Origin of the sequence: Bradyrhizobium sp. LB8.2, from assembly GCF_040548035.1 — a bacterium.
GTDB lineage: Bacteria > Pseudomonadota > Alphaproteobacteria > Rhizobiales > Xanthobacteraceae > Bradyrhizobium.
The window spans coordinates 183,533-206,823 of sequence record NZ_JBEPQV010000001.1; the positions used below are offsets into that span (position 1 = coordinate 183,533).

20 protein-coding genes and 1 pseudogene are annotated in these 23,291 nt (G+C 64.8%); 15 read left to right on the top strand and 6 right to left on the bottom strand.

The window, feature by feature from the left end:
- The first annotated feature begins 94 nt into the window (after positions 1-94).
- Positions 95-1,072, top strand: coding sequence for a TAXI family TRAP transporter solute-binding subunit (locus tag ABIB06_RS00865; RefSeq protein ID WP_354047457.1), 978 nt, complete (start codon positions 95-97; stop codon positions 1,070-1,072).
- Between the two features lie 55 nt (positions 1,073-1,127).
- Here ABIB06_RS00865 and ABIB06_RS00870 read toward each other — a convergent pair whose 3' ends face one another.
- The 3 genes and pseudogenes from ABIB06_RS00870 to ABIB06_RS00880 form a co-directional block, all read right to left on the bottom strand.
- Complete coding sequence (locus ABIB06_RS00870) at positions 1,128-2,279, bottom strand: IS4 family transposase (protein ID WP_354047703.1); 1,152 nt, start codon at positions 2,277-2,279, stop codon at positions 1,128-1,130.
- Between the two features lie 196 nt (positions 2,280-2,475).
- Positions 2,476-3,705 (bottom strand): ABC transporter substrate-binding protein, encoded by a 1,230-nt coding sequence (locus ABIB06_RS00875; protein ID WP_247441098.1) that lies wholly within the window; start codon positions 3,703-3,705, stop codon positions 2,476-2,478.
- A 101-nt stretch (positions 3,706-3,806) separates the two neighbouring features.
- A pseudogene (locus tag ABIB06_RS00880) lies at positions 3,807-4,350 on the bottom strand (substrate-binding domain-containing protein); the annotation flags it as partial.
- Positions 4,351-4,445: 95 nt separating this feature from the next.
- Here ABIB06_RS00880 and ABIB06_RS00885 point away from each other — a divergent pair.
- Genes ABIB06_RS00885 through ABIB06_RS00895 form a run of 3 tightly spaced genes read left to right on the top strand, consistent with a single transcriptional unit; the run spans position 4,446 to position 8,403 of the window.
- Positions 4,446-5,279 (top strand): ABC transporter substrate-binding protein, encoded by an 834-nt coding sequence (locus ABIB06_RS00885; RefSeq protein WP_354047453.1) that lies wholly within the window; start codon positions 4,446-4,448, stop codon positions 5,277-5,279.
- Positions 5,280-5,333: 54 nt separating this feature from the next.
- The gene (locus ABIB06_RS00890) at positions 5,334-6,440 is read left to right on the top strand and encodes a molybdopterin-binding protein (RefSeq protein ID WP_354047452.1); all 1,107 of its coding nucleotides are present in this window, start codon (positions 5,334-5,336) and stop codon (positions 6,438-6,440) included.
- Between the two features lie 13 nt (positions 6,441-6,453).
- Positions 6,454-8,403, top strand: coding sequence for a molybdopterin biosynthesis protein (locus ABIB06_RS00895; RefSeq protein ID WP_354047450.1), 1,950 nt, complete (start codon positions 6,454-6,456; stop codon positions 8,401-8,403).
- Positions 8,404-8,410: 7 nt separating this feature from the next.
- Here the strand turns inward: ABIB06_RS00895 and mobA are convergent, their stop codons facing one another.
- On the bottom strand, positions 8,411-9,046 hold the full coding sequence (gene mobA / locus ABIB06_RS00900) for a molybdenum cofactor guanylyltransferase MobA (RefSeq protein ID WP_354047448.1): 636 nt from the start codon (positions 9,044-9,046) through the stop codon (positions 8,411-8,413).
- Entirely contained in the window at positions 9,033-9,923 is an 891-nt protein-coding gene (gene fdhD, locus ABIB06_RS00905; protein ID WP_354047446.1) for a formate dehydrogenase accessory sulfurtransferase FdhD, read from the bottom strand. The genes mobA and fdhD overlap by 14 nt, the downstream gene beginning before the upstream one ends.
- A gap of 204 nt (positions 9,924-10,127) precedes the next feature.
- Between fdhD and mobB the strand changes: the two genes are divergently transcribed.
- From mobB to ybaK, 8 genes are all read left to right on the top strand, one after another.
- A complete protein-coding gene (mobB, locus tag ABIB06_RS00910; protein ID WP_354047701.1) occupies positions 10,128-10,655 on the top strand; it encodes a molybdopterin-guanine dinucleotide biosynthesis protein B in 528 nt (175 codons plus the stop codon).
- 9 nt (positions 10,656-10,664) lie between these two features.
- Positions 10,665-11,921 (top strand): molybdopterin molybdotransferase MoeA, encoded by a 1,257-nt coding sequence (locus tag ABIB06_RS00915; RefSeq protein ID WP_354047445.1) that lies wholly within the window; start codon positions 10,665-10,667, stop codon positions 11,919-11,921.
- 88 nt (positions 11,922-12,009) lie between these two features.
- Positions 12,010-12,273, top strand: a complete 264-nt coding sequence (locus ABIB06_RS00920; protein WP_354047443.1) for a sulfurtransferase TusA family protein — start codon at positions 12,010-12,012, stop codon at positions 12,271-12,273.
- Positions 12,274-12,590: 317 nt separating this feature from the next.
- The gene (locus ABIB06_RS00925; protein ID WP_354047442.1) at positions 12,591-14,243 is read left to right on the top strand and encodes an OFA family MFS transporter; all 1,653 of its coding nucleotides are present in this window, start codon (positions 12,591-12,593) and stop codon (positions 14,241-14,243) included.
- Positions 14,244-14,335: 92 nt separating this feature from the next.
- A complete protein-coding gene (locus ABIB06_RS00930) occupies positions 14,336-14,620 on the top strand; it encodes a hypothetical protein (RefSeq protein ID WP_354047440.1) in 285 nt (94 codons plus the stop codon).
- A gap of 236 nt (positions 14,621-14,856) precedes the next feature.
- A complete protein-coding gene (locus ABIB06_RS00935) occupies positions 14,857-16,566 on the top strand; it encodes an NADH-ubiquinone oxidoreductase-F iron-sulfur binding region domain-containing protein (RefSeq protein ID WP_354047438.1) in 1,710 nt (569 codons plus the stop codon).
- Positions 16,563-19,331 (top strand): formate dehydrogenase subunit alpha, encoded by a 2,769-nt coding sequence (gene fdhF, locus ABIB06_RS00940; RefSeq protein ID WP_354047436.1) that lies wholly within the window; start codon positions 16,563-16,565, stop codon positions 19,329-19,331. Before ABIB06_RS00935 ends, fdhF begins: the two co-directional genes overlap by 4 nt.
- A 139-nt stretch (positions 19,332-19,470) precedes the next feature.
- On the top strand, positions 19,471-19,944 hold the full coding sequence (gene ybaK / locus ABIB06_RS00945) for a Cys-tRNA(Pro) deacylase (protein WP_354047434.1): 474 nt from the start codon (positions 19,471-19,473) through the stop codon (positions 19,942-19,944).
- A gap of 11 nt (positions 19,945-19,955) precedes the next feature.
- Here the strand turns inward: ybaK and ABIB06_RS00950 are convergent, their stop codons facing one another.
- Positions 19,956-20,651, bottom strand: coding sequence for a GntR family transcriptional regulator (locus ABIB06_RS00950; RefSeq protein WP_354047432.1), 696 nt, complete (start codon positions 20,649-20,651; stop codon positions 19,956-19,958).
- On the opposite strand from ABIB06_RS00950, the gene ABIB06_RS00955 reads away from it, so the two are divergent.
- The 3 genes from ABIB06_RS00955 to tcuB are packed head-to-tail and all read left to right on the top strand — an operon-like array spanning position 20,650 to position 23,289.
- Positions 20,650-20,808 carry a hypothetical protein gene (locus ABIB06_RS00955; RefSeq protein ID WP_354047430.1) on the top strand — a complete coding sequence of 53 codons (159 nt, stop codon included), beginning with the start codon at positions 20,650-20,652 and terminating at the stop codon, positions 20,806-20,808. The genes ABIB06_RS00950 and ABIB06_RS00955 overlap by 2 nt on opposite strands.
- Entirely contained in the window at positions 20,805-22,196 is a 1,392-nt protein-coding gene (gene tcuA / locus ABIB06_RS00960; protein WP_354047428.1) for an FAD-dependent tricarballylate dehydrogenase TcuA, read from the top strand. Before ABIB06_RS00955 ends, tcuA begins: the two co-directional genes overlap by 4 nt.
- Positions 22,183-23,289, top strand: a complete 1,107-nt coding sequence (gene tcuB, locus ABIB06_RS00965) for a tricarballylate utilization 4Fe-4S protein TcuB (protein WP_354047426.1) — start codon at positions 22,183-22,185, stop codon at positions 23,287-23,289. The genes tcuA and tcuB overlap by 14 nt, the downstream gene beginning before the upstream one ends.
- Positions 23,290-23,291 lie beyond the last annotated feature (2 nt).

The window sequence follows — 23,291 nt, forward strand, 5'->3', positions numbered from 1 at the left end:
GTTCTATTGTCGTTGGGCTGCATGCTTTCACAAAATCAGGGCGTTGCCTACATCGCCGCAAGTCGATGTTGACGCGCCCCCGCCGGGACCGACCATGAGATTCGCAATCACCATTGTTCTCGGCGCGGCGCTGCTTTCAAGCCCCGCCGCTGCTCAAACCGGAGGCAAGGCCATTTCGACCACGACAATCAGCTCTACGATCAGCCTGGGCACCGCGACGCCCGGCGGTGGCTTTCCCCTCTATGGCAACGCCTTCGCGCAAGCGATGAACGCGGCCGATCCGCAAGCCATTATCGTCCCGCGCAACACCAAGGGCAGCAACGAGAACATTCCGCTCTTGGAGAAAGGCGAGCTCGATCTCGCTTTGGTCGCGGGCGAGCCGGCCTATGAAGCCTTTGCCGGCATCGGCCGCGGGCCGGTCCGGCTGAAGATTCTCACTGCGATCTATTCCAACCCCGGCTTGTTCGTGGTGCGCGCGGACAGTCCGTACAAGACGATTCGCGATCTCGTCGGTCAGCCCGTCGCATTCGGCGCAAAAGGCTCGGGCCTGCCGATCCTGGCGCGCTACGTGCTGGATGGGCTCGGCCTGAAGCAGGACGAGGATTTCAAGGCTGTTTATCTCGACCGCGCCGGCGACGGTCCCGCGATGGTCGAGGATGGACGTGTCGCCGCACTCTGGGGCGCCGGCATCGGCTGGCCCGGCTTTGCGGCGGTGGCCTCGAGCGCGTCAGGCGCGCGCTTCATCGCGCCCAGTGCCGAAGAGATCGCGCGCATCCGCGCCAAACATGCGTTCCTGAAGCCGCTGACCGTGCCGGCGGGCAGCTATCCAAAACAGTCCGAGCCGATCGCCTCGCTCGGCTCCTGGAGTTTTGTCCTCACGCGCGAGGATTTGCCTGATGATGTCGCCTACCGGCTGGCGAAGACGCTGCACGGCGTCGAGGCAAATTTCTGCAAGCAGCTTGCACAAGCCTGCGAGACCACGGCCGCGAACACGGTCGCGGCCGCGCCGAAGCCGGAGCTGATCCATCCGGGCGTGATGAAGTATTTTCGCGAGATCGGAGTGGTGAAATAGGGCGCACAGTACACCCACAGCCGTCATGGCCGGGCTTGTCCCACGGCTGTCCGGTTTAGGTTTGAGGAAGACTTAGGCACATTTGCCGCTGATCTTGGATGGTCGGCGGTGGTTCGAGCAAGTTGTCGATACGGCGGCGTTGCATGAGATTGGCGCGGACCAGCCTGGCGAAGACGAGCGGGCTTCGAATGGCTTCCTGGGTGGCCTGAGCGAGGCGCAACAGCAGGAAGGCGATCAGGGCGACGGCAATTTGGACGCGCACGGCATTCTCGGAGGTGCCGACGAATCGGGTGATCTTGAGGGTCTGCTTGACCCAGCGGAAGAACAACTCGATGGCCCAGCGACGGCGGTAAAGATCGGCGATGTCCTCGGCGCGGGCATCGAGATCGTTCGACAGCAGGCGCAGCACCTTTCCTGTCTCGGTGGTGATGCGCACCTCGCGCACCGCATCCTGCAATGGGTTGCGACGGCTTCTGGCCTGGCGTGCCGGGAGAAAGCCGATGCGATCGGTCAGGATGTTGCTGCCTGGGAGGACCGGCAGGTCCTTGACCAGATCGAGCCGAGTGTTGGATTTGAACCGGCTGACAATGCGGCAGCCGGCGGTATCAAGCTCAGCCCACCAGGCATAATCGTAATAGCCGAGATCGAAGACATAGGTCGCGCCCGCCACGATCGGCATCTGGTGGGCAGCGGTGATGTCGTTGACATTGGCGGCACTGACCGCGGCATAGATCGGACGATCGGCGTCAGCATCGTAGATCACGTGCACTTTGGCGCCGCAGACCCCGGACGAGAACCGCGCCCAACCGGCGCTGTGCTCGTTCAACCGCACACTCGTGGAAACAATCAGATAGGTCGTCTCGGCGAGCTTGCGGCGCAACCCGCGATGGGCCTGCTTCATCATGACCTCCAGCAGTTCGCTGAACACCGCAAAAGGCCGCTTGGCGTTGGCATCCGACAGGGTTGACCGGCGCACCGGATCCGCACCCAGATGATAGAGCCGGGCCGCGTGGCTCGAAAGCCCGGTCACGATCTCGCGCAAGCCCGAAGCGCCCCACAGCTGGCCGTAGAGCAACGCCACAAACTGGCCCTTGGTCGAGAGCCGACGCACCCGCGCGTCGGCATCATGATCTTCCACAAGCGCCTCGAACCGATGCCACGGCACAAGCTTCAGCAGATCGCGAAATACTGTATTGTGGTGCGGCATGGCGCTGATCTCCATTCGTGTCCCGGAACGCTTCCAGACGTCCAGGATCGAGTAGAATCAACGCCATGCGCTTCGTCCAATGAATTTAAACCGGACAGCCGTGGGCTTGTCCCGGGCATCCACGTTCTTGGTGCCGTCTGAAAGATCGTGGATGGCCGGGACAAGCCCGGCCATGACGACCTCTCTCACTACACCGTCACTTCTTCACCATCGCACAGGCCGGGTCCGGCGGACCGAACGCCTTGTCGCCGGAGATCGTCGCGAGGATCTTGTAATAGTCCCACGGATATTTGCTCTCCTCCGGCGTCTTCACCTGCACCAGCCAGAGGTCGTGCACCATCAGATTGTCCTCGCGCAGTTTGCCGTTGCGGGCGAAGAAATCCTCGATCGGCTTTTCCCGCATCTTCGCGGCGACTTTGAGCGGATCGTCGGTGCCGGTTTCCTTGATGGCCTTGAGATAGTGCATCACGCTCGAATAGACGCCGGCCTGCCACATCGACGGCATCTTGTTCATCTTGGCGAAGTAGCGCTTCGACCATTCGCGGGTCTTGTCGTCCATGTCCCAATAGAACGACGTCGTCAGTAACAGGCCCTGGGCAGCCTGCAAGCCCAGGCCGTGGATGTCGGTGATCAGCGCCAGCAGCGCCGCCATCTGCTGGCCGCCCTTGAACACGCCGAACTCCGATCCGGTCTTGATCTCGTTCATGTTGTTGGGCGGACCGGCGGCGATGCCGATGATCTTGGCCTTGGAGGCCTGCGCCTGCAGCACGAACGAGGAGAGGTCGGGCGTTGCCAGCGGCGGCTTCACCGAGCCCAGCACCTTGCCGCCGTTGGCGGTCACGACCGCCGAGGCGTCGCGCTCCAGCGAATGGCCGAAGGCGTAGTCGTCGGTGATGAAGAACCAGCTGTCACCGCCGCGCTTGACCACGGCGTCCGCGGTGCCGACCGCGAGCGCGCGGGTGTCGAACACCCACTGGATCGCGTAGGGCGAGCAGAACTTGCCGTGGAAATCCGCGGTGCCGGTGGAGTGGGTGATGAACAGCCGCTTCTTCTCGTTGGCCATGTTCTGCACCGCGAGCCCGACCGCGGAGACCGGCACGTCGACGATCAGATCGACCTGGTCGACGTCGTACCAGCGCCGCGCGATGGCGCCGCCGATGTCGGCCTTGAGCTGGTGGTCGCCGACGACGATGCTGATCGGCTTGCCGAGCACGGTGCCGCCGAAATCGTCGATCGCCATCTGCGCCGCCGTCACCGAACCCTGGCCGGTCGGTGCCGAGGCCGGGCCGTTCATGTCGGTGAGCACGCCGATCTTGACGATGTCGTCGGAAACCTGCGCCATTGCGGCGCCCGGCAGCAGCGTTGCCGCCAGGAACGTCGCTGCAAAGCCGGCAGCGACCGGCAGTCCAAATCTCGTTGGCTTCACGCGTGTCCTCCCCTGATCCGGCGCGTTGGCCGGTGTTGCTTCCCGGGTATGGCCCGGCTGAATTGGTTTCTTTTGCAACTATTTGGGGGCGGGCGTCAACGTCAGGCCGCGAAGCGGATTTGGCCGGCCGGCGAGGGATCGTAGCCGGTCAGCTCCTCGGCGGGCTGCCGCAACCGTTTTTCGCTGAAGAACCGGATCAAGGCCTGCATGGTGGGGCGGAAATAGCTGCGCTGCCGCATCGCGAGGTCAAAATTCTCCCAGAGCAGCGGCACGAAATCGAGGCCGGCCGAGCGCGCCGCGGCACGCGTCGCGATCCGGCGCAAATCGCGCGTCGAGGCGCCGGCGCGCGTCAGCAGCACGTCGAGCAGCATCTGCGCGCCTGTGCCCTGTTGCCGCATCGCCATTCTGGCACCGAGCGCGAGCACGTCCGGAGAGGCCCCGCAGCCGTTTCGGATTGCCCGGCGGCAGCACGAGACGCTGCTCGCGGCGCACGAACGCGACCAGCAATGCATCACGCAGCTCCGGAGCGTCACGCAGCACCGTCGCACCGGCGGCAGCGGCAAGATTGCCGTCGGCATCGAGGCTGTGGAAGTGCATTGCCACGGCCGTCACCTCGTCGCGCTGCAGGCGCTCCAGCCCGCGTGCGCGCAGCGATTGGGCGCCGGAACGAGCAAACGCGTCACGAGTGCGGCGCAATCCATCATCATCATGCTCGCGTCATAGCCAATTGGAACCCGATCATGGCCGTCCGCCGCCTGTCCGTTGCACTCGCGCTTCTCTGCGGCCTCGCCGCGGGCGTTGCGGCCTCATCCGCGGAGGACCGCGCGATCGTGCTGGCCACGACCACGGCGACGCAGGAGTCCGGCCTGCTCGATTATCTGCTGCCGATCTTCCGCGAAAAGACCGGCATCGACGTGACGGTGATCGCGCGGCGCGCCGACGAGGTGCTCGACGGGGCGCGGAGGGGCGAAGTCGACGTCGTGCTGATGCATGCACGGCCGCAGGAGGAGAAATTCGTCGCGGACGGGTTTGCCGTGAAACGCTTTGACGTGATGTACAACGACTATGTGCTGATCGGGCCGAAGAGCGATCCCGCCGGCGTGAAAGGCAAGGACATCGCAACCGCGCTGAAAGCGATCGAGGCCAAGGGTGCGCCGTTCGTGACGCGCGGCGACCGCTCGGGCACGCATGCCGCAGAGCTCGCGCTCTGGATCGTCGCCGGTATCGACATCGCGAGCGTCAAGGGCGCTTGGTATCGCGAGTTCAAGCAGGGCATGATCTCCGCCCTCGACGCAGCGCGCACGGCGAACGCCTATGTACTGTCCGACCGCGGCAGCTGGATCGCATTTCGGGAGCGCGGCGATCTCGACGTCCTCGTCGAAGGCGACAAGCGGCTGCTCAACCAATACGGCGCAATGCTGGTGAACCCCGCGAAGTTTCCGAACGTGAATAAGGAGCTCGGGCAAGACTTCATCGACTGGCTGACCTCGCCGGAGGGGCAGGCGGCGATCGCCGGATACAAGGTCGACGGACAACAGCTGTTCTTCCCCAATGCGGACAAGTCAGGCGGCTGACGTTCGTATCGCCAACGGTTGCCAAACCTGGCGATGCATGGTCCATCATGGCGCATGACCCAGCGCCTGCCGCCATCGCTGACGCCGCTCGACACCGCGCTCGCTGCGTTGCTGAAGGGGCTTGATCCGCTCGCGCCGGTGGAGTTGCCACTGACTGAAGCGGCCGGCTGTATCGCGGCGGGCACGCCGCTGCTTGCGGCCCATCCGCCTCGCGACGTCGCTGCCGCGGACGGCTGGGCATTATGCGCCAATGATCTGGTCGGCGCGTCCTCCTATTCACCGCTGCCTCTCGCAACGGCGCCCGCCTGGGTCGATGCGGGGGACGCGATGCCGGCGGGATGCGACTGTGTGCTCGATGCCGACGCAGTCGAACTGTCCGGTCCGCTCGCCCAGGTGCTGGCGGAGGGCGTGCCGGGGCAGGGCATCAGGCGCGCCGGAGGTGACATCGACGGAGGCACGCCTGCCGCGGCAGAGGGGTATCCGGTCGGTCCTGCCGCTCTGCTGCTCGCGCGCGCCGCCGGACTGGACCGACTGAGCGTGCGCCGCCCGCGGCTGCGCATTGTCAATGTACCAGGCGCAACGGGGACCATGCATCTGATTGCGGACATCGCACGCGCCGCAGGGCTGGATGTGCAAACGCACGCGGCCGGTGCGCGAGATGCGGCATCGATCGCGGAGGCGTTCGTCGCTCCCACCTGCGATCTCCTGCTGACGGTCGGCGGCAGCGGCGTCGGTAGCAAGGATGCAGCTGTCACGGCGCTGGCCCGGCGTGGTGATGTGATCGCGCATGGTCTTGCGCTCCAGCCCGGACGCACCGCCGCGGCCGGGCGGCTCGGACAGGTTCCCGTCGTCGCCTTGCCCGGCTCGGCCGATCAGGCGCTTGCGGTCTGGCTCGCGCTCGCGCTGCCGCTCGTAGACCGGCTGTCGGCGCGGCTGCCGCGCCGACGGATAACCTTGCCGCTCGCGCGAAAAATCGCATCCTGCGTCGGCATCGCCGAAATTGGCCTGCTGGCCGAGGAACATCATGCGTGGGTGCCGCTTGCGGTAGGCGAATGGCCGCTCCAGGCAATTGCCCGCGCCGATGCATGGCTGGTTGTTCCCGCCAGCCACGAGGGATTCGCAGCGGGCGCGCCGGTCGATGCCTATCTGATGCGGGAATGATACGGGCTTTGGCATGACGATGATCCCGCAATCGCAAGTCCGCAGCGCCCTCGAACAGGAGCAGTTCCTCAAAATCCTGTCCCGCGAGGAGGCACTGGCACGCTTCGAGGCCGCGCTGTTCCCGCGCGCGGTCCCAAGCGAAAGCCGCAAGCTTGCCGATGCGCTCGGTGCGGCACTCGCCGAAGACATCACCGCGCCGATCGACGTGCCGCCGTTCGACCGTTCCAATGTCGACGGCTTTGCGGTGCGCTCGGCGGACCTTGCAGCGGCCGGCGAAGGCGCACCGGTTCGCATCGGGTTGAATGGCGAGATCATCCACTGCGGTACCGCACCGGCGCTGCAAGTGGTGGCGGGAACCGCAACGCCGATTGCCACCGGCGGTCCGCTGCCGCGCGGTGCCGATGCCGTCGTCATGGTCGAGCACACCCAGCCGGTGGAATCTGATGCGATCGACGTCCGTCGTGCGGTATCCCCCGGGCAATTCGTATCCTATGCGGGATCCGACATCGCGCGCGGCGAGGCGCTGCTGCGTGCCGGCACAATCATCGGCTCGCGCGAGATCGGCATGCTGGCAGCCTGCGGCATTGCAGATGTGACCGTCGCGCGCAAACCGCGGGTTGCCGTGATCTCCACCGGCGACGAGCTGGTCCAGCCCGGCGAGGTGCTCGCGCCCGCCGCGATCTACGATACCAACGGCGCGATCGTCACCGCTGCGATCGACGAGAACGGCGGCGATGCGGTTTTCCTCGGCGCGATTCCGGACGACGAAGCCAAGCTCGAAGCCGCCATGCGCCGCGCGCTTGCGGATGCCGACATGCTGGTGCTCTCCGGCGGCACGTCGAAAGGCGCGGGCGATCTCTCTCATCGCATCATCGGCCGGCTCGGCCAGCCCGGTATCGTCGCGCACGGTATTGCGCTCAAGCCCGGCAAGCCGTTGTGCCTTGCGGTCTGCGACGGCAAGCCGGTGGTGATCCTGCCGGGTTTTCCGACCTCGGCGATGTTCACCTTCCACGACATGATCGTGCCGGTGTTGCGCAAGATGGCCGGGCTGCCACCACGCTCCGATGCCAAGGTGAACGCGACTGTGCCGGTGCGCATTGCTTCCGAGCTCGGCCGCACCGAATTCGTCATGGTCTCGCTGGTCGAAGGCAAGGACGGCTTGATTGCCTATCCCTCCGGCAAGGGCTCCGGTGCGATCACGTCGTTCGCGCAGGCCGACGGCTTTTTGCGCATCGACGCGCTCGCCGAGCAGATGCCGGCCGGGACCGAGGCCGAGGTGACGCTGTTTACGCCGCATGTGCGGGTGCCCGATCTCGTCATCGTCGGCAGCCATTGCACCGGCCTCGATCTCGTCACCGCGCAACTCGCGCACGCCGGCCTGACCGTGCGCTCGATCGCGGTCGGCAGTCTCGGCGGGCTTGCAGCGGCGCGGCGCGGCGAATGCGATCTGGCGCCGATCCATCTGTTCGACGACAGGAGCGAGACCTACAATACGCCTTACCTCGTCGAAGGACTCGAGCTCGTGCCGGGATGGCGCCGGATGCAGGGCATCGTGTTTCGCCAGGGCGACAAGCGTTTCGAAGGCCTGGACGCGAAGCAGGCCGTCGCCGCCGCGCTCTCCGATCCCGTCTGCATCATGGTCAATCGCAACCAGGGCGCCGGCACGCGCATCCTGATCGACCGGCTGCTCGGTGGTGCGCGCCCGGAAGGGTATTGGAACCAGCCGCGCTCGCACAACGCAGTGGCCGCGGCCGTCGCACAGCACCGCGCCGACTGGGGCATGACCATTGCGCCGGTCGCCCATGCGGTCGGCCTCGGTTTCATTCCGCTCGCGGAAGAGCATTATGATTTCGCGCTGGTGACAGTGCGCAAGCAGCGGCCGGCGGTGCAGGCCTTTCTCGCCGCACTCGGCTCGGACGAGGCGCGCGCCGCGCTGGAGCGGGCCGGTTTCCGGCCAGCTTAGAGCTGGATTAAGACGCCGCATCCAGCGCGGCCAGCCGCTCGGCTTCCGCGATATCCTCGAACGTATTGGCGTTGAAGAACGGATCGAGCGGCTCGGTCGGCCACGTCACCGTCGCGAGCGGGTAGCGCGCGGTCCAGCGGTCGATCTTGCGGAGGTCTTCGACCACCAGCGCGTGACGCAGTTCGTCGCGCAAGCCAACGCGCCACAATCCGATCACCGGATGCGACTGGTCGCCTGACGCCGCAACGGCGAGCTCGGCATTCGCCGCGATGCGCTCTTCATGCAAGCGCGCGACCAGATCGCGCGGCAGGAAGGGGCAGTCGCCGGCGGCGCTGAGCACCCACTCCACCTCAGACCGGTTCGCTGCGGTCCAGTCGAGCGCGGCAAGGATGCCGGCGAGCGGGCCGGGAAAGCCGGGGACATCGTCGGCGACGACCTGCAATCCGAATGAATCAAAGCGGGCGGGATCGCCGTTGGCATTCAGGATCAGTCCGCTGCATTGGGGCGCAAGGCGTGCGATCACCCGCTCCAGGATGGTGCGCCCGCCGATGGTCCGCATCGGCTTGTCGCCGCCGCCCATGCGCCGCGCCAGGCCGCCGGCGAGCAGCACGCCTTGCGTCGTCGGAAAGCTAGTCTCCACCACCTTCACCCTTGCGCTTGTGCTTGGCCGATTCCTCCTCGATGTAAGCGAGGTTCTGGTCGTAGACGATGCGCTCTTCGCCCGCGAGTGCGATGAAGCGTTTTCCGCGCGCGCGTCCGACCAGCGTCAGCCCGACCTGGCGTGCGAGATCGACGCCCCAGGCCGTGAAGCCGGAGCGCGACACCAGGATCGGAATTCCCATGCGTACCGTCTTGATCACCATCTCCGAGGTGAGCCGTCCCGTGGTGTAGAGGATCTTGTCGGATGCATCGACACCGTGGCGGTACATCCAGCCCGCGATCTTGTCGACGGCGTTGTGACGGCCGACGTCCTCGGTGTAGCAGAGCGGTTCGCCCTCCCTGCACAGCACGCAGCCATGGATCGCACCGGCTTCCAGATATAGCGAGGGCATCGTGTTGATGGTCTGGGTCATCTGGTAGAGCCAGGAGGTGCGCAACTCGGCCTTCGGCAGCGCAACGCTCTCGACCGCTTCGAGAAGGTCGCCGAAGGCGGTGCCCTGCGCGCAGCCCGAAGTCTGCGTGCGCTTCTTCAGCTTGGCTTCGAAATTGGTGTGGTGTTCGGTGCGCACCACGACCACCTGGAGGTCGTCGTCGTATTCGACCTCGGTGACCTCGTCATTATATTTCAGCATGTTCTGGTTGAGCAAATAGCCCAGCGCCAGATATTCCGGGTAGTCGCCGATCGTCATCATGGTGACGATTTCCTGCGAATTCAGGTAGAGCGTCAGCGGCCGCTCCATCGGCACCTTGATCTCGATCCTGGCGCCGGACTGGTCGGTCCCGGTCACGGTCTGGGTCAGGCGCGGGTCGTCCGGGTTCGGCGCGATCACGGGCACCGGGGCTTTGTCGATCTTCATCATGGCCGCGAGGTTAGCATGACATTCGGGTCAAGCCGATATAAGCATGGCGGTGGAAAGCGAAAATGTCTCTCTTCTCGTCATTGCGAGCGCAGCGAAGCAATCCAGAATTTATCCGCGGAGGCACTCTGGATTGCTTCGCTGCGCTCGCAATGACGGAACGGGCGGTTCCAGCCGCGTGATACGGCTGGCGGAGATCACGTTGTGATGAAAGTCATCGGCCTTGCAGGCTGGAGCGGTGCGGGCAAGACCACGCTGTTGACGCGGCTGATCCCGCATTTCAACGCGCAGGGCTTGCGCGTCTCGGTCATCAAGCATGCGCATCACCAGTTCGACGTCGACGTGCCCGGCAAGGACTCCTGGCGCCATCGCGAGGCCGGCGCGGCCGAGGTGCTGGTGGCTTCGTCAAATCGCTGGGTCCTGATGCATGAGTTGCGCGGCGCGGCGGAGCCGCGACTGCCGGAACTGTTGAGCAAGCTGTCCGCGGTCGATCTCGTCGTGGTCGAAGGCTTCAAGCGCGAGCCGCATCGCAAGATCGAGGTGCATCGCGCCGCCAACGACAAGCCGTTGCTGTTTCCCGATGATCCCGGAATTTTCGGGATCGCGGCCGATGTCGCCATTGAAACGCGACTGCCCACCGTCCATCTCGATGATATCGAGGCTGCTGCGGCGCTGCTGCTCCGTGCGGCGATGCCGGTCGAGGAAGTGGTCGCGAAAAGCGCTGCGATGCGTTGACGAGGCACCATGGCGCAATTGTCCGACGATTGTTTTGCCTTCGGTGGACCGATGATGTCGGTCGGCGAGGCCGTTGGCCTGATCACGACGCGCGTCAGCGCGATTGCCGATCTCGAAACCGTGGCGCTGGTCGATGCGGACGGGCGTGTGCTGGCGCGCGACATTGCGGCGCCTCTGCCGCTGCCGCCGTTCACCAACTCGGCCGTCGATGGCTACGCCGTGCGCAACGCAGATGTTCCGGACAGCGCGGAACGGGCGCTCCCGCTCGACGGCCGCATCCAGGCCGGCGGCCTTGCGCAGGCGCAGATCAAGGCCGGTCACACCGCGCGCATCTTTACGGGCGCGCCGTTGCCGCCGGATGCCGAAACCGTCTTCATGCAGGAAGATGTCCGCATCGATGATTCCGGCCGGATTGTGCTGCCGCCGGGACTGAAGCCGGGTGCCAATGTCCGCCCTGCGGGCGAGGACATTCCCGAAGGGCACATCGCGCTGCGCGCAGGCCAGCGCTTGCTGCCGCAGCATGTCGCGCTCGCCGCGGCGTTCGGCCTTGTCAGGCTCGACGTCGTCAGGCGCATCCGCGTCGCGGTGTTCTCGACCGGCGACGAGCTGGCTTCGCCCGGCGAGCCGCGCGCGGCCTCGCAGCTCTTCGACTCCAACCGCTTCATGCTGATGGCGATGCTGCGCCGGCTCGGCTGCGAGGTCAGCGATCTCGGCATATTGCGCGACGAGCGCAACGCGCTCGCAAATGGCTTGAAGCAGGTGGCAAGCAGCCACGACCTGATCCTCACCACCGGCGGCGTCTCGACCGGGGAGGAGGATCACGTCAAGGCGGCGGTCGAAAGCGTCGGCTCGCTGGTGTTGTGGCGGATGGCGATCAAGCCGGGACGGCCGGTGGCGATGGGCATCATCGAGGGCACGCCGCTGATCGGATTACCGGGCAATCCCGTCGCGAGTTTCGTGACTTTCGTGCATGTGGTGCGGCCGACGGTGCTGGCGCTCGCGGGCAGCCTGGCCGAGCCGCTGTTGCCGATCCCGGTGCGCGCGGCATTCACGTACAAGAAAAAGATCGGCCGGCGCGAATATGTTCGGGCGTCCTTGCGGCGCGGGCAGGACGGCGCACTCGAGGCTATCAAGTTCCCGCGCGAAGGCGCCGGCCTGTTGTCGTCGCTGGTCGAGACCGACGGTCTCATTGAACTCGGCGAAGACATCACCCAGGTCGAGCCGGGGCAGGGTGTAGGTTTCCTATCCTATGCCGATCTGCTCTGAGGCTTGGCGTTGTCTTGGCGTTGTCTTGGCGTTGTCTTGGCATTGTCTTGGCGTTGACGCCATCAACCCAGCCCTCCATGTTGCGCCCATGACCAGAACGACGCTCGATCTCACCGGGTTGAAATGCCCGCTGCCCGCCCTGAAGACGCGCAAGGCGTTGAAACCCTTGCAGGCGGGCGATCAGCTTGAGGTGTACTGCACGGATCCCTTGTCGGTGATTGACATCCCGAACCTGATCCGCGAGACCGGCGGCACGGTGGAGATCACCGAGCGCAACGACACGCGCATCGTGTTTTTGATAGAGAAGACCGATAGGCCGATAAAAAAAATCAATGGTGCGCCGCCCACTTAGCCAGCGGTCACTCGGTTGATACCTACCTTTTGTCTATCGACATCGCTCATCACTTCTGCCCCAATCGACTTCCTCCGCCGAGACGCGGAGGTCGAGTCTTGCCCGCGATACGCGGAGCAACGGGACATCGCATGAAGCCTGAACGCGGCGTCGGGCATAGATCTCGGGGTTGAGGGGTTAACGTTTGGATGTGCGTGACAATCCTGGCGCGCATCGTGTGATTGTGCGGAGCAGCAGGGACAGGCTGCACCGCAATGGGCTGAGGAACAGGATCTAGCGGCGGGCCGCTCAGAAGGGCGTCCGCAGGGGAGGAACGCATGACGACAATCGAGAGCGCTGGAACGATTTCAGGCGCCGGCGCGGGTTTTCTTGATCGCGAGCGCACGATCGCCAAGGCCGGGTTCAATCGCTGGCTGGTGCCGCCGGCTGCGCTGTGCATCCATCTCTGCATCGGCATGGCCTACGGCTTCTCGGTGTTCTGGCTGCCGCTGTCGCGCGCGATCGGCATCACGGCGCCGAAAGCCTGTCCGGACATGTCGCTGTGGCAGGAGCTCTTCACCACCAGTTGCGACTGGAAGGTCGCAAGCCTTGGCTGGATGTTCACCCTGTTCTTCGTCGTGCTCGGCGTTTCCGCTGCTGTCTGGGGCGGCTGGCTCGAACGGGCTGGTCCGCGCAAGGCCGGTTTCGTCGCGGCGATCTGCTGGTGCGGCGGCCTGTTCCTCGGTGCGATCGGAATCTACACCCACCAGCTCTGGCTGATGTGGCTGGGGTCCGGCGTGATCGGCGGCATCGGCCTTGGCCTCGGCTACATCTCGCCTGTGTCCACGCTGATCAAATGGTTTCCCGATCGCCGCGGCATGGCGACCGGCATGGCGATCATGGGTTTCGGCGGCGGCGCCATGATCGGCGCACCGTTTGCCAACATCCTGATCAACTACTTCAAGACACCGACCGATGTCGGCGTGTGGAAGTCCTTCCTCGTGATGGGCATCGTCTATTTCGTCTTCATGACAATCGGCGCTTTCGCCTACCGCGTGACGCCGGCCGGCTGGAAGCCTGACGGCTGGACGCCGCCGAGCGAGAAGAAGACAATGATCTCCGAGCATCACGTCCATCTCGACAACGCGCACAAGACGCCGCAGTTCTGGCTGATCTGGTGGGTGCTGTGCCTGAACGTGTCGGCCGGCATCGGCGTGATCGGCATGGCCTCTCCGATGCTGCAGGAGATCTTCGCCGGCAAGCTGATCGGCCATCCGGAGCTCGCCTTTGGTCAGCTCTCGGTCGAGCAGAAGACTGTCATCGCCGGGATCGCGGCGGGCTTCGCGGGCCTGCTGTCACTGTTCAACATCGGCGGCCGCTTCGTCTGGGCGTCGTTGTCTGACTATATCGGCCGCAAGAATACGTATTACACGTTCTTTATCCTCGGCATCGTGCTCTACGCACTGGCGCCGACGTTTGCGGCGATGGGCTCGAAGATGCTCTTCGTGCTCGGCTTCGGCGTCATCCTGTCGATGTATGGCGGCGGCTTCTCCACGGTGCCGGCCTATCTGGCCGATATGTTCGGCACTCAGTTCGTCGGCGCGATCCACGGCCGGCTGCTGACGGCGTGGTCCACCGCGGGCATCATCGGCCCCGTTGTCGTGAACTACATCCGCGAGTTCCAGCTCGCAGCGGGCGTGCCGCGTGACCAGCTCTACAACACGACCATGTACATTCTCTGTGCGATGCTGATCGCCGGCATCATCTGCAACTACCTGATCAAGCCGGTCGCCCCGAAATGGTACATGAGCGAAGCCGAAGTCGCGAAGCTGCAGGCGGCGGGCGCCGGCGCCAATACGGTTCAGACGGGCTCGTTCGGGATCGGAACCGGCGGCCTCGATATCAAGGCTGCGCTGTTCTGGCTGTTCGTCGGCGTCCCGCTGGCGTGGGGCGTGTACAAGACGCTCGAGAGCGCGGTTAAGATCCTGTAATCGCAAACCCACATCGTCGCGGGATGCCTGACTGCTCAGCATCCCGCGACGCTCGTCTTTCAAGTCAAGAATGGGATCTAGGGGGATTCTTTATGCTCAGCACTCGTATCTGCCTTGCCGCCATGCTGCTGGCCGCAAGCCTTCATACCGCGTCGGCGCAAACCGCCACGACGCCTGCCACCACAGCGCCCGCCGCGACGACCAATGCCAAGCCGGCTGGCAAGATCAAGCTCTCCATGCAGAAGCTGAAAGACATGAAGGCGAAATGGGCAGCCAACAAGCCGAAGCTCAAGGCCTGCCGCGCCGAGGTAAAGTCCAAGGGCCTCGCTGGCGACGACCGCTGGTTCTACATCGAAGAGTGCATGAGCAAGACCTGAGATCGGGTTCCGCCTGGCATTTGCGTACGGGGCATGGCGGGCGACCGCCCGCCTCCTAAATCATTATAGAGACTTTCTAAATTGTCTTGCATCTGGCATACCAGGAGCTAGAGTTGCGTCGAATTTGGCTTGGTCAGCGGGAACTGGTTTCGCTGATCGAGTCGGAAAATGAAGGCAGATCGCATTGGCGATCTGGCCTAAACTCATCGCGCATTTGAGGAGAACGCGACGTCTCCATGAGCAGCAACGACGACGTTCACAAGGTAAGAGAATTCGAGCATCCGGGCGAGGGACGTCGGCGCGCCAAGTCCACGCCCAAGGGGCGGCAGGTCGATCCTACCGCCGCGCACGAGATCGAGCAGCTGCTCGGCGACAGGCCGCGGCGGCGCGATCTGTTGATCGAATATCTGCATCTGATCCAGGATAAGTACCGCCAGATCTCGGCCGCGCATCTTGCCGCGCTCGCCGACGAGATGAAGCTCGCGTTCGCCGAGGTGTTCGAGACCGCAACGTTCTACGCGCATTTCGACGTGGTGAAGGAAGGCGAGCCTGACATCCCGCCGCTGACGATCCGCGTCTGCGATTCGCTGACCTGCGCGATGCTCGGGGCCGACAAGCTGCTCGCCGATTTGCAAGACGCGTCGGGTCCCGGCATCCGCGTGGTGCGTGCGCCCTGCGTCGGCCGTTGTGACACCGCACCGGCCGCGGAAGTCGGCCACAACTTCGTCGATCACGCGACCGTCGCCAATGTCATGGCGGCCGCGAAGGCCGGCGACACCCACGCGCATCTGCCCAAATATATCGGCTACGAGGCCTATGTTGCGGACGGCGGCTACAAGCTGCTCAACCGCTTGCGCTCGGGCGAACTGCCGACAGACGATCTGTTGAAGGCGCTCGACGACGCCTCGTTGCGCGGTCTCGGCGGCGCCGGCTTCCCGACGGGACGCAAATGGCGCGCAGTCCTCGGCGAGCCCGGCCCGCGACTGATGGCGATCAACGGCGACGAGGGCGAGCCCGGCACGTTCAAGGACCGCTTCTATCTCGAAAGCGATCCGCATCGCTTCCTCGAGGGCATGCTGATCGGCGCGCATGTGGTGCAGGCCTCGGATATCTACATCTACCTGCGCGACGAATATCCGGCATCGCGCGAGATCATCGAGCGCGAGATCGCAAAGCTCCCGCCGGGCGGCCCGACGCTGCACATTCGCCGCGGCGCCGGCGCCTATATCTGCGGTGAGGAATCCTCGCTGCTAGAAAGCATCGAGGGCAAGCGCGGCCTGCCCAGGCACAAACCGCCGTATCCGTTCCAGGTCGGCCTGTTCGGCCTGCCGACGCTGATCAACAACATCGAGACGTTGTGGTGGGTGCGCGACATCGTCGAGAAGGGCGCCGACTGGTGGAAGGGCAACGGTCGCCATGAGCGGCACGGCCTGCGCAGCTTCTCGGTGTCGGGCCGCGTCAAGAACCCCGGCATGAAGCTCGCGCCTGCTGGCATCACCGTGCGCGAGCTGATCGACGAATATTGCGGCGGCATGGCCGACGGCCATCAGTTCTATGCATACCTGCCGGGCGGTGCGTCCGGCGGCATCCTGCCGGCGGCGATGGACGACATCCCGCTCGACTTCGGCACGCTTGAAAAATACGGCTGCTTCATCGGCTCGGCCGCGATCGTGATCCTGTCGCAAAAGGACAGCGTGCGCGCGGCCGCGTTGAACCTCATGAAATTCTTCGAGGACGAGAGCTGCGGCCAGTGCACGCCGTGCCGCGTCGGAACCCAGAAGGCCGTGCAGCTGATGCAGAAACCGGTCTGGAACCGCGCCCTTCTGGAAGAATTGAGCCAGGCGATGCGCGATGCTTCGATCTGCGGTCTCGGTCAGGCGGCATCGAATCCGCTGTCCACCGTGATCAAATATTTCCCTGACGAGTTCAAGGAAGCGGCCGAATGACGAAGATTACGTTCGAGCTCGACGGCAAGCAGGTCGAGGCCAACGCCGGCGAGACGATCTGGCAGGTCGCGAAACGCGGGGGTCGCGAGATTCCGCATCTGTGCTATACGCCGGCGCCGGATTATCGCCCTGACGGCAATTGCCGCGCCTGCATGGTCGAGATCGAGGGCGAGCGCGTGCTTGCGGCGTCCTGCAAGCGCACGCCATCGGTCGGCATGAAGGTGAAGACTGAGAGCGCGCGCGCGGTTTCCGCGCAAAAAATGGTCATGGAGCTGCTGGTCGCCGATCAGCCGGCGCGCGAGACCTCGCACGATCCGGAGTCCAAATTCTGGCACTGGGCCGAGGCCACCGGCGTCACCGAAAGCCGCTTCCCCGCCGCCGAGCGTTGGGCGACCGATGCCAGCCATCCGGCGATGCGCGTCAATCTCGATGCCTGCATCCAGTGCGGCCTGTGCGTGCGTGCCTGCCGCGAGGTCCAGGTCAACGACGTCATCGGCATGGCCTATCGCAACCATGGTTCGAAAATCGTCTTCGACTTCGACGATCCCATGGGCGAGTCCACTTGCGTCGCCTGCGGCGAATGCGTGCAGGCCTGTCCGACCGGGGCTCTGATGCCGGCCGTAATGCTGGACGAGAAGCAGACCCGCGTCACCTATGCGGACAAGAAGGTGGATTCGCTCTGCCCGTTCTGCGGCGTCGGCTGCCAGGTGACCTATGAGGTCAAGGATGAGAAGGTGATCTATGCCGAAGGCCGCGACGGCCCGGCCAACCGCAACCGTCTTTGCGTCAAGGGCCGCTTCGGCTTCGACTACATCCACCATCCGCATCGGCTGACCAAGCCGCTGGTGCGGCTGCCGAACGCGAAGAAGGATTCCAACGACCAGGTTGATCCGGCCAATCCCTTCACGCATTTCCGCGAAGCGAGCTGGGAAGAAGCGCTCGACATCGCGGCCAAGGGCCTGGTCAAGATCCGCGACGAGAAGGGCGTGAAGGCGCTGGCCGGCTTCGGTTCAGCGAAGGGCTCCAACGAGGAGGCCTATCTGTTCCAGAAGCTGGTGCGCACCGGCTTCGGTTCGAACAATGTCGACCATTGCACGCGTCTGTGCCACGCCTCGTCGGTCGCGGCGCTGTTCGAAGGCCTGAGCTCTGGCGCGGTGTCGGCGCCATTCTCGGCGGCGATGGACGCCGAGGTGATCATCGTGATCGGCGCCAATCCGACTGTGAATCATCCGGTCGCCGCAACCTTCATCAAGAATGCGGTCAAGCAGAATGGCGCAAAGCTGATCGTCATGGACCCGCGCCGGCAGTCGCTGTCGCGCCATGCGACTAAGCATTTGCAGTTCAAGCCGGGCTCCGACGTCGCCATGCTGAACGCGATGATCCACACGATCATCACCGAGGGGCTGACCGACGACCAATACATCGCCGGCTACACTGAGGGTTTTGAGGACCTCAAAGAGAAGATCAAGGAGTTCACGCCGGAGAAGATGGAGGCGATCTGCGGCATCTCTGCGCAGACCCTGCGTGAGGTCGCGCGGACCTATGCGCGAGCGAAATCGTCGATCATCTTCTGGGGCATGGGCATCAGCCAGCATGTCCACGGCACCGACAATGCGCGCTGCCTGATTGCGCTGGCGCTGATCACCGGCCAGGTCGGTCGCCCCGGCACCGGCCTGCATCCGCTGCGCGGTCAGAACAACGTGCAGGGTGCCTCCGACGCCGGCCTGATCCCGATGTTCCTGCCGGATTATCAGCCGGTCGATCGTGACGATCTGCGCGTGAACTTCGAGAAGGTCTGGCAGAAGGAGATCGATCCCGTCCGTGGCCTGACCGTGGTCGAGATCATGAACGCGGTCCATGCCGGCGAGATCACGGGCATGTATATCGAGGGCGAGAACCCCGCGATGTCCGATCCGGATCTGCAGCATGCGCGCGGAGCGCTCGCGAAGCTCGATCATCTCGTCGTGCAGGATCTCTTCGTCACGGAGACCGCTTTCCACGCCGACGTCATCCTGCCGGCCTCGGCCTTCGCGGAGAAGGACGGCTCCTTCACCAACACCGATCGCCGCGTGCAGCTGGCGCGCCAGGTGATCAAGCCGCCGGGCGATGCGCGGCAGGATCTCTGGATCATCCAGGAGATCGGCAAGCGCATGGGTCTGCCCTGGAATTACGCCGGTCCCGGCGACGTCTACACCGAGATGGCGGAGCTGATGCCGTCGCTCAAGAACATCAGCTGGGAACGGCTGGTGCGTGAAGGTGCCGTCACCTATCCGGCGGACGATCCGAACAAGCCCGGCAACGAGATCATCTTCACCACGGGCTTCCCGACCGCGAGCGGCCGCGGCAAGATCGTGCCGGCCAAGGTGATCCCGCCGGACGAGCTTCCCGACGCGGAATACCCGATGGTGCTCTCGACCGGCCGTGTGCTCGAGCATTGGCACACCGGCTCGATGACCCGCCGCGCGCAGGTGCTCGACCAGATCGAGCCCGAGGCTGTGGCCTTCATGTCGCCGAAGGACATGCACAGGAAGAAGCTTGCGCCCGGCGATTTCATTCGGCTCGAGACCCGCCGCGGCGCGGTCGAGGTCAAGGTCCGCTCGGACCGCGACGTTCCCGAGAACATGGTCTTCATGCCGTTCTGCTACGCGGAAGCGGCAGCGAATTTGTTGACCAACCCGGCGCTCGATCCGTTCGGCAAGATCCCGGAGTTCAAGTTCTGCGCGGCCAGGGCCGAGCGCGCGGAAATGCGCAACGCGGCGGAGTAAAGCTCCGCCGCGTGTGCGGCGCCTCTGCGTACCCGCACCGTCATTGCGAACGTCGCGAAGTAATCCAGGATCCTTCCCCGGAATGCTCGGGATTGCTTCGTCGCTTCGCTCCTCGCAATGACGGTGGTAAACGTGATCTATGTCCAAAATCACCCCAGCCACGCGCGCGCTTGAAGCTGCCGGCATTGCTTTCACCGTCCACACCTACGACTACCATCCCGATGCCGAGAGCATCGGACTCCAGGCCGCATCGGCGCTCGGCGAGGACCCCGCGCGCGTCCTGAAGACGCTGATGGCGCTGGTCGACGGCAAGCCGGTCTGTGTCATTGTCCCGTCCGACCGCGAAGTCTCGATGAAGAAGCTCGCCGCGGCCGCGAGCGGCAAGTCGGCGCAAATGATGAAGCCGCTCGAAGCCGAGCGAGTCACCGGCTTCAAGGTCGGTGGCATCAGCCCATTCGGGCAGCGGAAGCCCGTGCGCACCGTGATCGAGCAAAGTGCGCTCGTGCATGGTCAGGTTTACATCAACGGCGGTCAGCGCGGATTGCAAGTGCGGCTCAAACCGGATGATGCGCGGGTCGTGTTGAAGGCGGTAGTCGCGGATGTGGTAGCCTGAGCGTCTCGCCGTTACTGCTTTTGCAAAAGCTTCAGCCGGCAGCGCAGCGCTTCGCGGATATGTGCGCGCGCGAGTTGCTCCGACTTATCGCCGTTGCGAGCCGCGATGGCGTCGATGATGGCCTGGTGCTCGCCGTGGCTGGTCGAGGGGCGACCCGATACGGAGAAGGTGGTGGGACCGAGCAGTGCGATCCAGTCCTGCAATTCGCCTGACGCGTTGTCGAGATAGCGGTTGCGCGCTGCGCGGCAGATCGCCTCGTGGAACGCGCGGTTCAGCCTTGCCATTTCTCCTGCCATCTCGGCGGCGTCGGCCGCAGACGCTTGGACAAAAGCCTGTTCGATATCCCTGAGCGCGTCGACCTCGGTCGCTGAGGCGTGCTCCGCGGCCAGGCGCGCGGCGGCGCCTTCCATGATCTCGCGCATGGCATAGAGTTCGAGCACCTCGGAGATGTCGAGGTTGCGCACGATGAGGCCGCGGCCGCCGGCGGGTTCGACGAACCCGCGCGCCGCGAGCCGGCCCAGAGCCTCCCGCACCGGCGTGCGGCTGACCTTCAGCCGCTTGGCGACCTCCTCTTCGCGCAGGCGGTCGCCGGCGCGGTAGCTGCCGGCCTGCAGCGCCTCGCAGAGCGAGCGGAACACCGCTTCGCCCAGCGCGACACCGCCGCCGCGCGCGATCGATCCGCCTGCCTTTGCCGGGCGTCTGGCCATGTTTTCCCTCGCGGCGCATCCTGCCCATGCAGAGATGCCGCTTGCAACGTTGATGTATATCTTTGTATACAAAGGTACGCAATGGCGGCCGGGATTGACCGAGGCGGCCGGCGGGCGGAATGTCTCTAACTTCGTCGGCATCGGGCAGACGGCATGAGCAGTAAATACGACGTGCTGGTGATCGGCGGCGGCAATGCGGCGCTGTGTGCGGCGATCAGCGCCCGGCGTGGCGGCGCCGCCGTCCTCGTGCTGGAGGGCGCGCCAAAGTTCTATCGCGGCGGCAACACCCGCCATACCCGCAACATGCGCTGCGCCCATGATTCCGCGACCGACATCCTGACCGGCCCCTACACCGAGGAAGAGTTCTGGGAGGATCTGCTGCGCGTCACCGGCGGGCAGACCGACGAGGTGCTCGCCCGTCACATGATCCGGGAATCCAAGGACATTTTGAGCTGGATCGTGGAGCAGGGCGTGCGCTGGCAGCCCTCGCTTGGCGGCACGCTGAGCCTCGGCCGCACCAACTCCTTCTTCCTCGGTGGCGGCCGCGCGATGCTCAACGCGCTCTATCTCACTGCCGAGCGGCTCGGCGTCGAGGTCGAATACGACGCCGAGGTCACCGACCTCATGATCGAGGACGGCATGTTTCTCGCCGCGCGCCTCAAGCGGCCGATCAATGGCGAGACCGAGATCCGCGCGACGGCGCTGGTCGCCGCGGCCGGCGGGTTCGAGGCCAACATCGAATGGCTGAAGCAATATTGGGGCGAGGCCGCCGACAATTTCCTGATCCGCGGCACGCCCTATAATCGCGGTTCGATCCTGAAGATGCTGCTCGACAAGGGCGTGCAGGAGGTCGGCGACCCCACGCAGTGCCATGCGGTCGCGATCGACGCCCGCGCGCCGAAGTTCGACGGCGGCATCATCACGCGTCACGACTCGGTCGTATTCGGCATCGTCGTCAACAAGCACGCCCAGCGTTTCTACGACGAGGGCGAGGACATCTGGCCGAAGCGCTACGCTATCTGGGGCCGGCTGGTCGCGGCGCAGCCGGACCAGATCGCCTACATCATCTTCGATTCGACCGTCGTCACCTCATTCATGCCGACACTGTTCCCGCCAATCGCCGGGCAGACCGTGGCTGAGCTCGCCGGAAAGCTCGAGCTCGATCCAGTTGCGCTGGACAAGACCATCACGGAGTTCAATGCCGCAGTGCGGCCCGGCACCTTCGACCATACTGTTCTGGACGATTGCCGCACCGAAGGCATCACACCGCAGAAGACGCATTGGGCGCGGCGGATCGAGGCGCCGCCTTATCTCGCTTATCCGGTGCGGCCCGGCATAACCTTCACCTATCTCGGCACGCGCGTGACCAGGGAGGCGCGGATGCTGATGGCTGACGGCAAGCCGTCGGCCAACATGTTCGCAGCCGGTGAGATCATGGCCGGCAACGTGCTCGGCAAGGGCTATGCCGCCGGCATGGGCATGACCATCGGCAGCGTGTTCGGGCGGATCGCAGGACGGGAAGCGGCGAAACATGCACGGAACTAGGATTCTCGACGAAGCCGACCGCCTGATGACGGTCTGCAATTCCTGCCGCTACTGCGAGGGACTGTGCGCGGTATTTCCCGCCATGGAAATGCGCCGTGCCTTCTCCGACGGCGACCTCAATTATCTCGCCAATCTCTGCCATTCCTGCGGCGCCTGCTACGTCGACTGCCAGTTCTCGCCGCCGCATGAATTCAACGTCAACGTCCCGCAGACGCTGGCGATCGCGCGCGCCGAATCCTATGCCGCCTATGCCTGGCCACAGGCGCTGTCCGGTGCGTTCGCGCGCAACGGCCTCGTCATCAGTGTCATCGCCGCGCTCAGCATGGCCGCCTTCATTCTCGGCTTCGCCGTCCTGAACGACCGCAGCGTGCTGTTCGGCGTGCACACCGGTCCCGGCGCGTTCTACAGACTGATGCCGCACAACGCGATGGCTGCATTATTCAGCGCCGCCTTCCTCTATGCGATCCTCGCGCTGGTCATGAGCGTGCGTGCGTTCTGGCGCGACATCGGCACGCCGATCGGCGGCTGTGCCGATGGGGGCTCGATCTTCCAGGCGATCCGCGATGCGGGCGAGCTGCGCTATCTCCACGGCGGCGGCGTCGGCTGCTACAACGAGGACGAGAAGCCGACCGACCGGCGCAAGCTGTATCATCACCTGACCTTCTACGGCTTCCTGCTCTGCTTCGCCGCGACCTCGATCGCCACGCTGTATCACTATCTGCTCGGCCGCGAGGCGCCGTATCCGTGGTGGGATCTGCCGGTCGTGCTTGGTACGCTTGGCGGCATCGGTCTCATCATCGGGTCGATCGGCCTGTTCGCGGCCAAGATGCGGCGCGATCCGGCGTTGCTCGACGAGCAGCGCTACGGCATGGATGTCGGTTTCATCGCCATGTTGTTCCTGACCGGCTTCACCGGCATGCTGCTTCTGCTCCTGCGCGAGACCGCCGCCATGGGGCCGCTGCTGGCGTTGCATCTCGGCGCGGTATTCGCGCTGTTCATCACGATGCCCTATGGCAAGTTCGTGCACGGCATCTATCGCTTCGCGGCGCTGGTGCGTTACGCGCAGGAGCGGCGCAGCGAAGCCGGCTCTTGAGA

Excerpts from the sequence above, each read along its gene's own strand:
- ABIB06_RS00865 (WP_354047457.1), top strand. The coding sequence starts at position 95 with ATGAGATTCGCAATCACCATTGTTCTCGGCGCGGCGCTGCTTTCAAGC.
- ABIB06_RS00870 (WP_354047703.1), bottom strand. The coding sequence starts at position 2,279 with ATGCCGCACCACAATACAGTATTTCGCGATCTGCTGAAGCTTGTGCCG.
- ABIB06_RS00885 (WP_354047453.1), top strand. The coding sequence starts at position 4,446 with ATGGCCGTCCGCCGCCTGTCCGTTGCACTCGCGCTTCTCTGCGGCCTC.
- ABIB06_RS00890 (WP_354047452.1), top strand. The coding sequence starts at position 5,334 with ATGACCCAGCGCCTGCCGCCATCGCTGACGCCGCTCGACACCGCGCTC.
- ABIB06_RS00895 (WP_354047450.1), top strand. The coding sequence starts at position 6,454 with ATGACGATGATCCCGCAATCGCAAGTCCGCAGCGCCCTCGAACAGGAG.
- fdhD (WP_354047446.1), bottom strand. The coding sequence starts at position 9,923 with ATGATGAAGATCGACAAAGCCCCGGTGCCCGTGATCGCGCCGAACCCG.
- mobB (WP_354047701.1), top strand. The coding sequence starts at position 10,128 with ATGAAAGTCATCGGCCTTGCAGGCTGGAGCGGTGCGGGCAAGACCACG.
- ABIB06_RS00915 (WP_354047445.1), top strand. The coding sequence starts at position 10,665 with ATGGCGCAATTGTCCGACGATTGTTTTGCCTTCGGTGGACCGATGATG.
- ABIB06_RS00920 (WP_354047443.1), top strand. The coding sequence starts at position 12,010 with ATGACCAGAACGACGCTCGATCTCACCGGGTTGAAATGCCCGCTGCCC.
- ABIB06_RS00925 (WP_354047442.1), top strand. The coding sequence starts at position 12,591 with ATGACGACAATCGAGAGCGCTGGAACGATTTCAGGCGCCGGCGCGGGT.
- ABIB06_RS00930 (WP_354047440.1), top strand. The coding sequence starts at position 14,336 with ATGCTCAGCACTCGTATCTGCCTTGCCGCCATGCTGCTGGCCGCAAGC.
- ABIB06_RS00935 (WP_354047438.1), top strand. The coding sequence starts at position 14,857 with ATGAGCAGCAACGACGACGTTCACAAGGTAAGAGAATTCGAGCATCCG.
- fdhF (WP_354047436.1), top strand. The coding sequence starts at position 16,563 with ATGACGAAGATTACGTTCGAGCTCGACGGCAAGCAGGTCGAGGCCAAC.
- ybaK (WP_354047434.1), top strand. The coding sequence starts at position 19,471 with ATGTCCAAAATCACCCCAGCCACGCGCGCGCTTGAAGCTGCCGGCATT.
- ABIB06_RS00955 (WP_354047430.1), top strand. The coding sequence starts at position 20,650 with ATGTTTTCCCTCGCGGCGCATCCTGCCCATGCAGAGATGCCGCTTGCA.
- ABIB06_RS00950 (WP_354047432.1), bottom strand. The coding sequence starts at position 20,651 with ATGGCCAGACGCCCGGCAAAGGCAGGCGGATCGATCGCGCGCGGCGGC.
- tcuA (WP_354047428.1), top strand. The coding sequence starts at position 20,805 with ATGAGCAGTAAATACGACGTGCTGGTGATCGGCGGCGGCAATGCGGCG.
- tcuB (WP_354047426.1), top strand. The coding sequence starts at position 22,183 with ATGCACGGAACTAGGATTCTCGACGAAGCCGACCGCCTGATGACGGTC.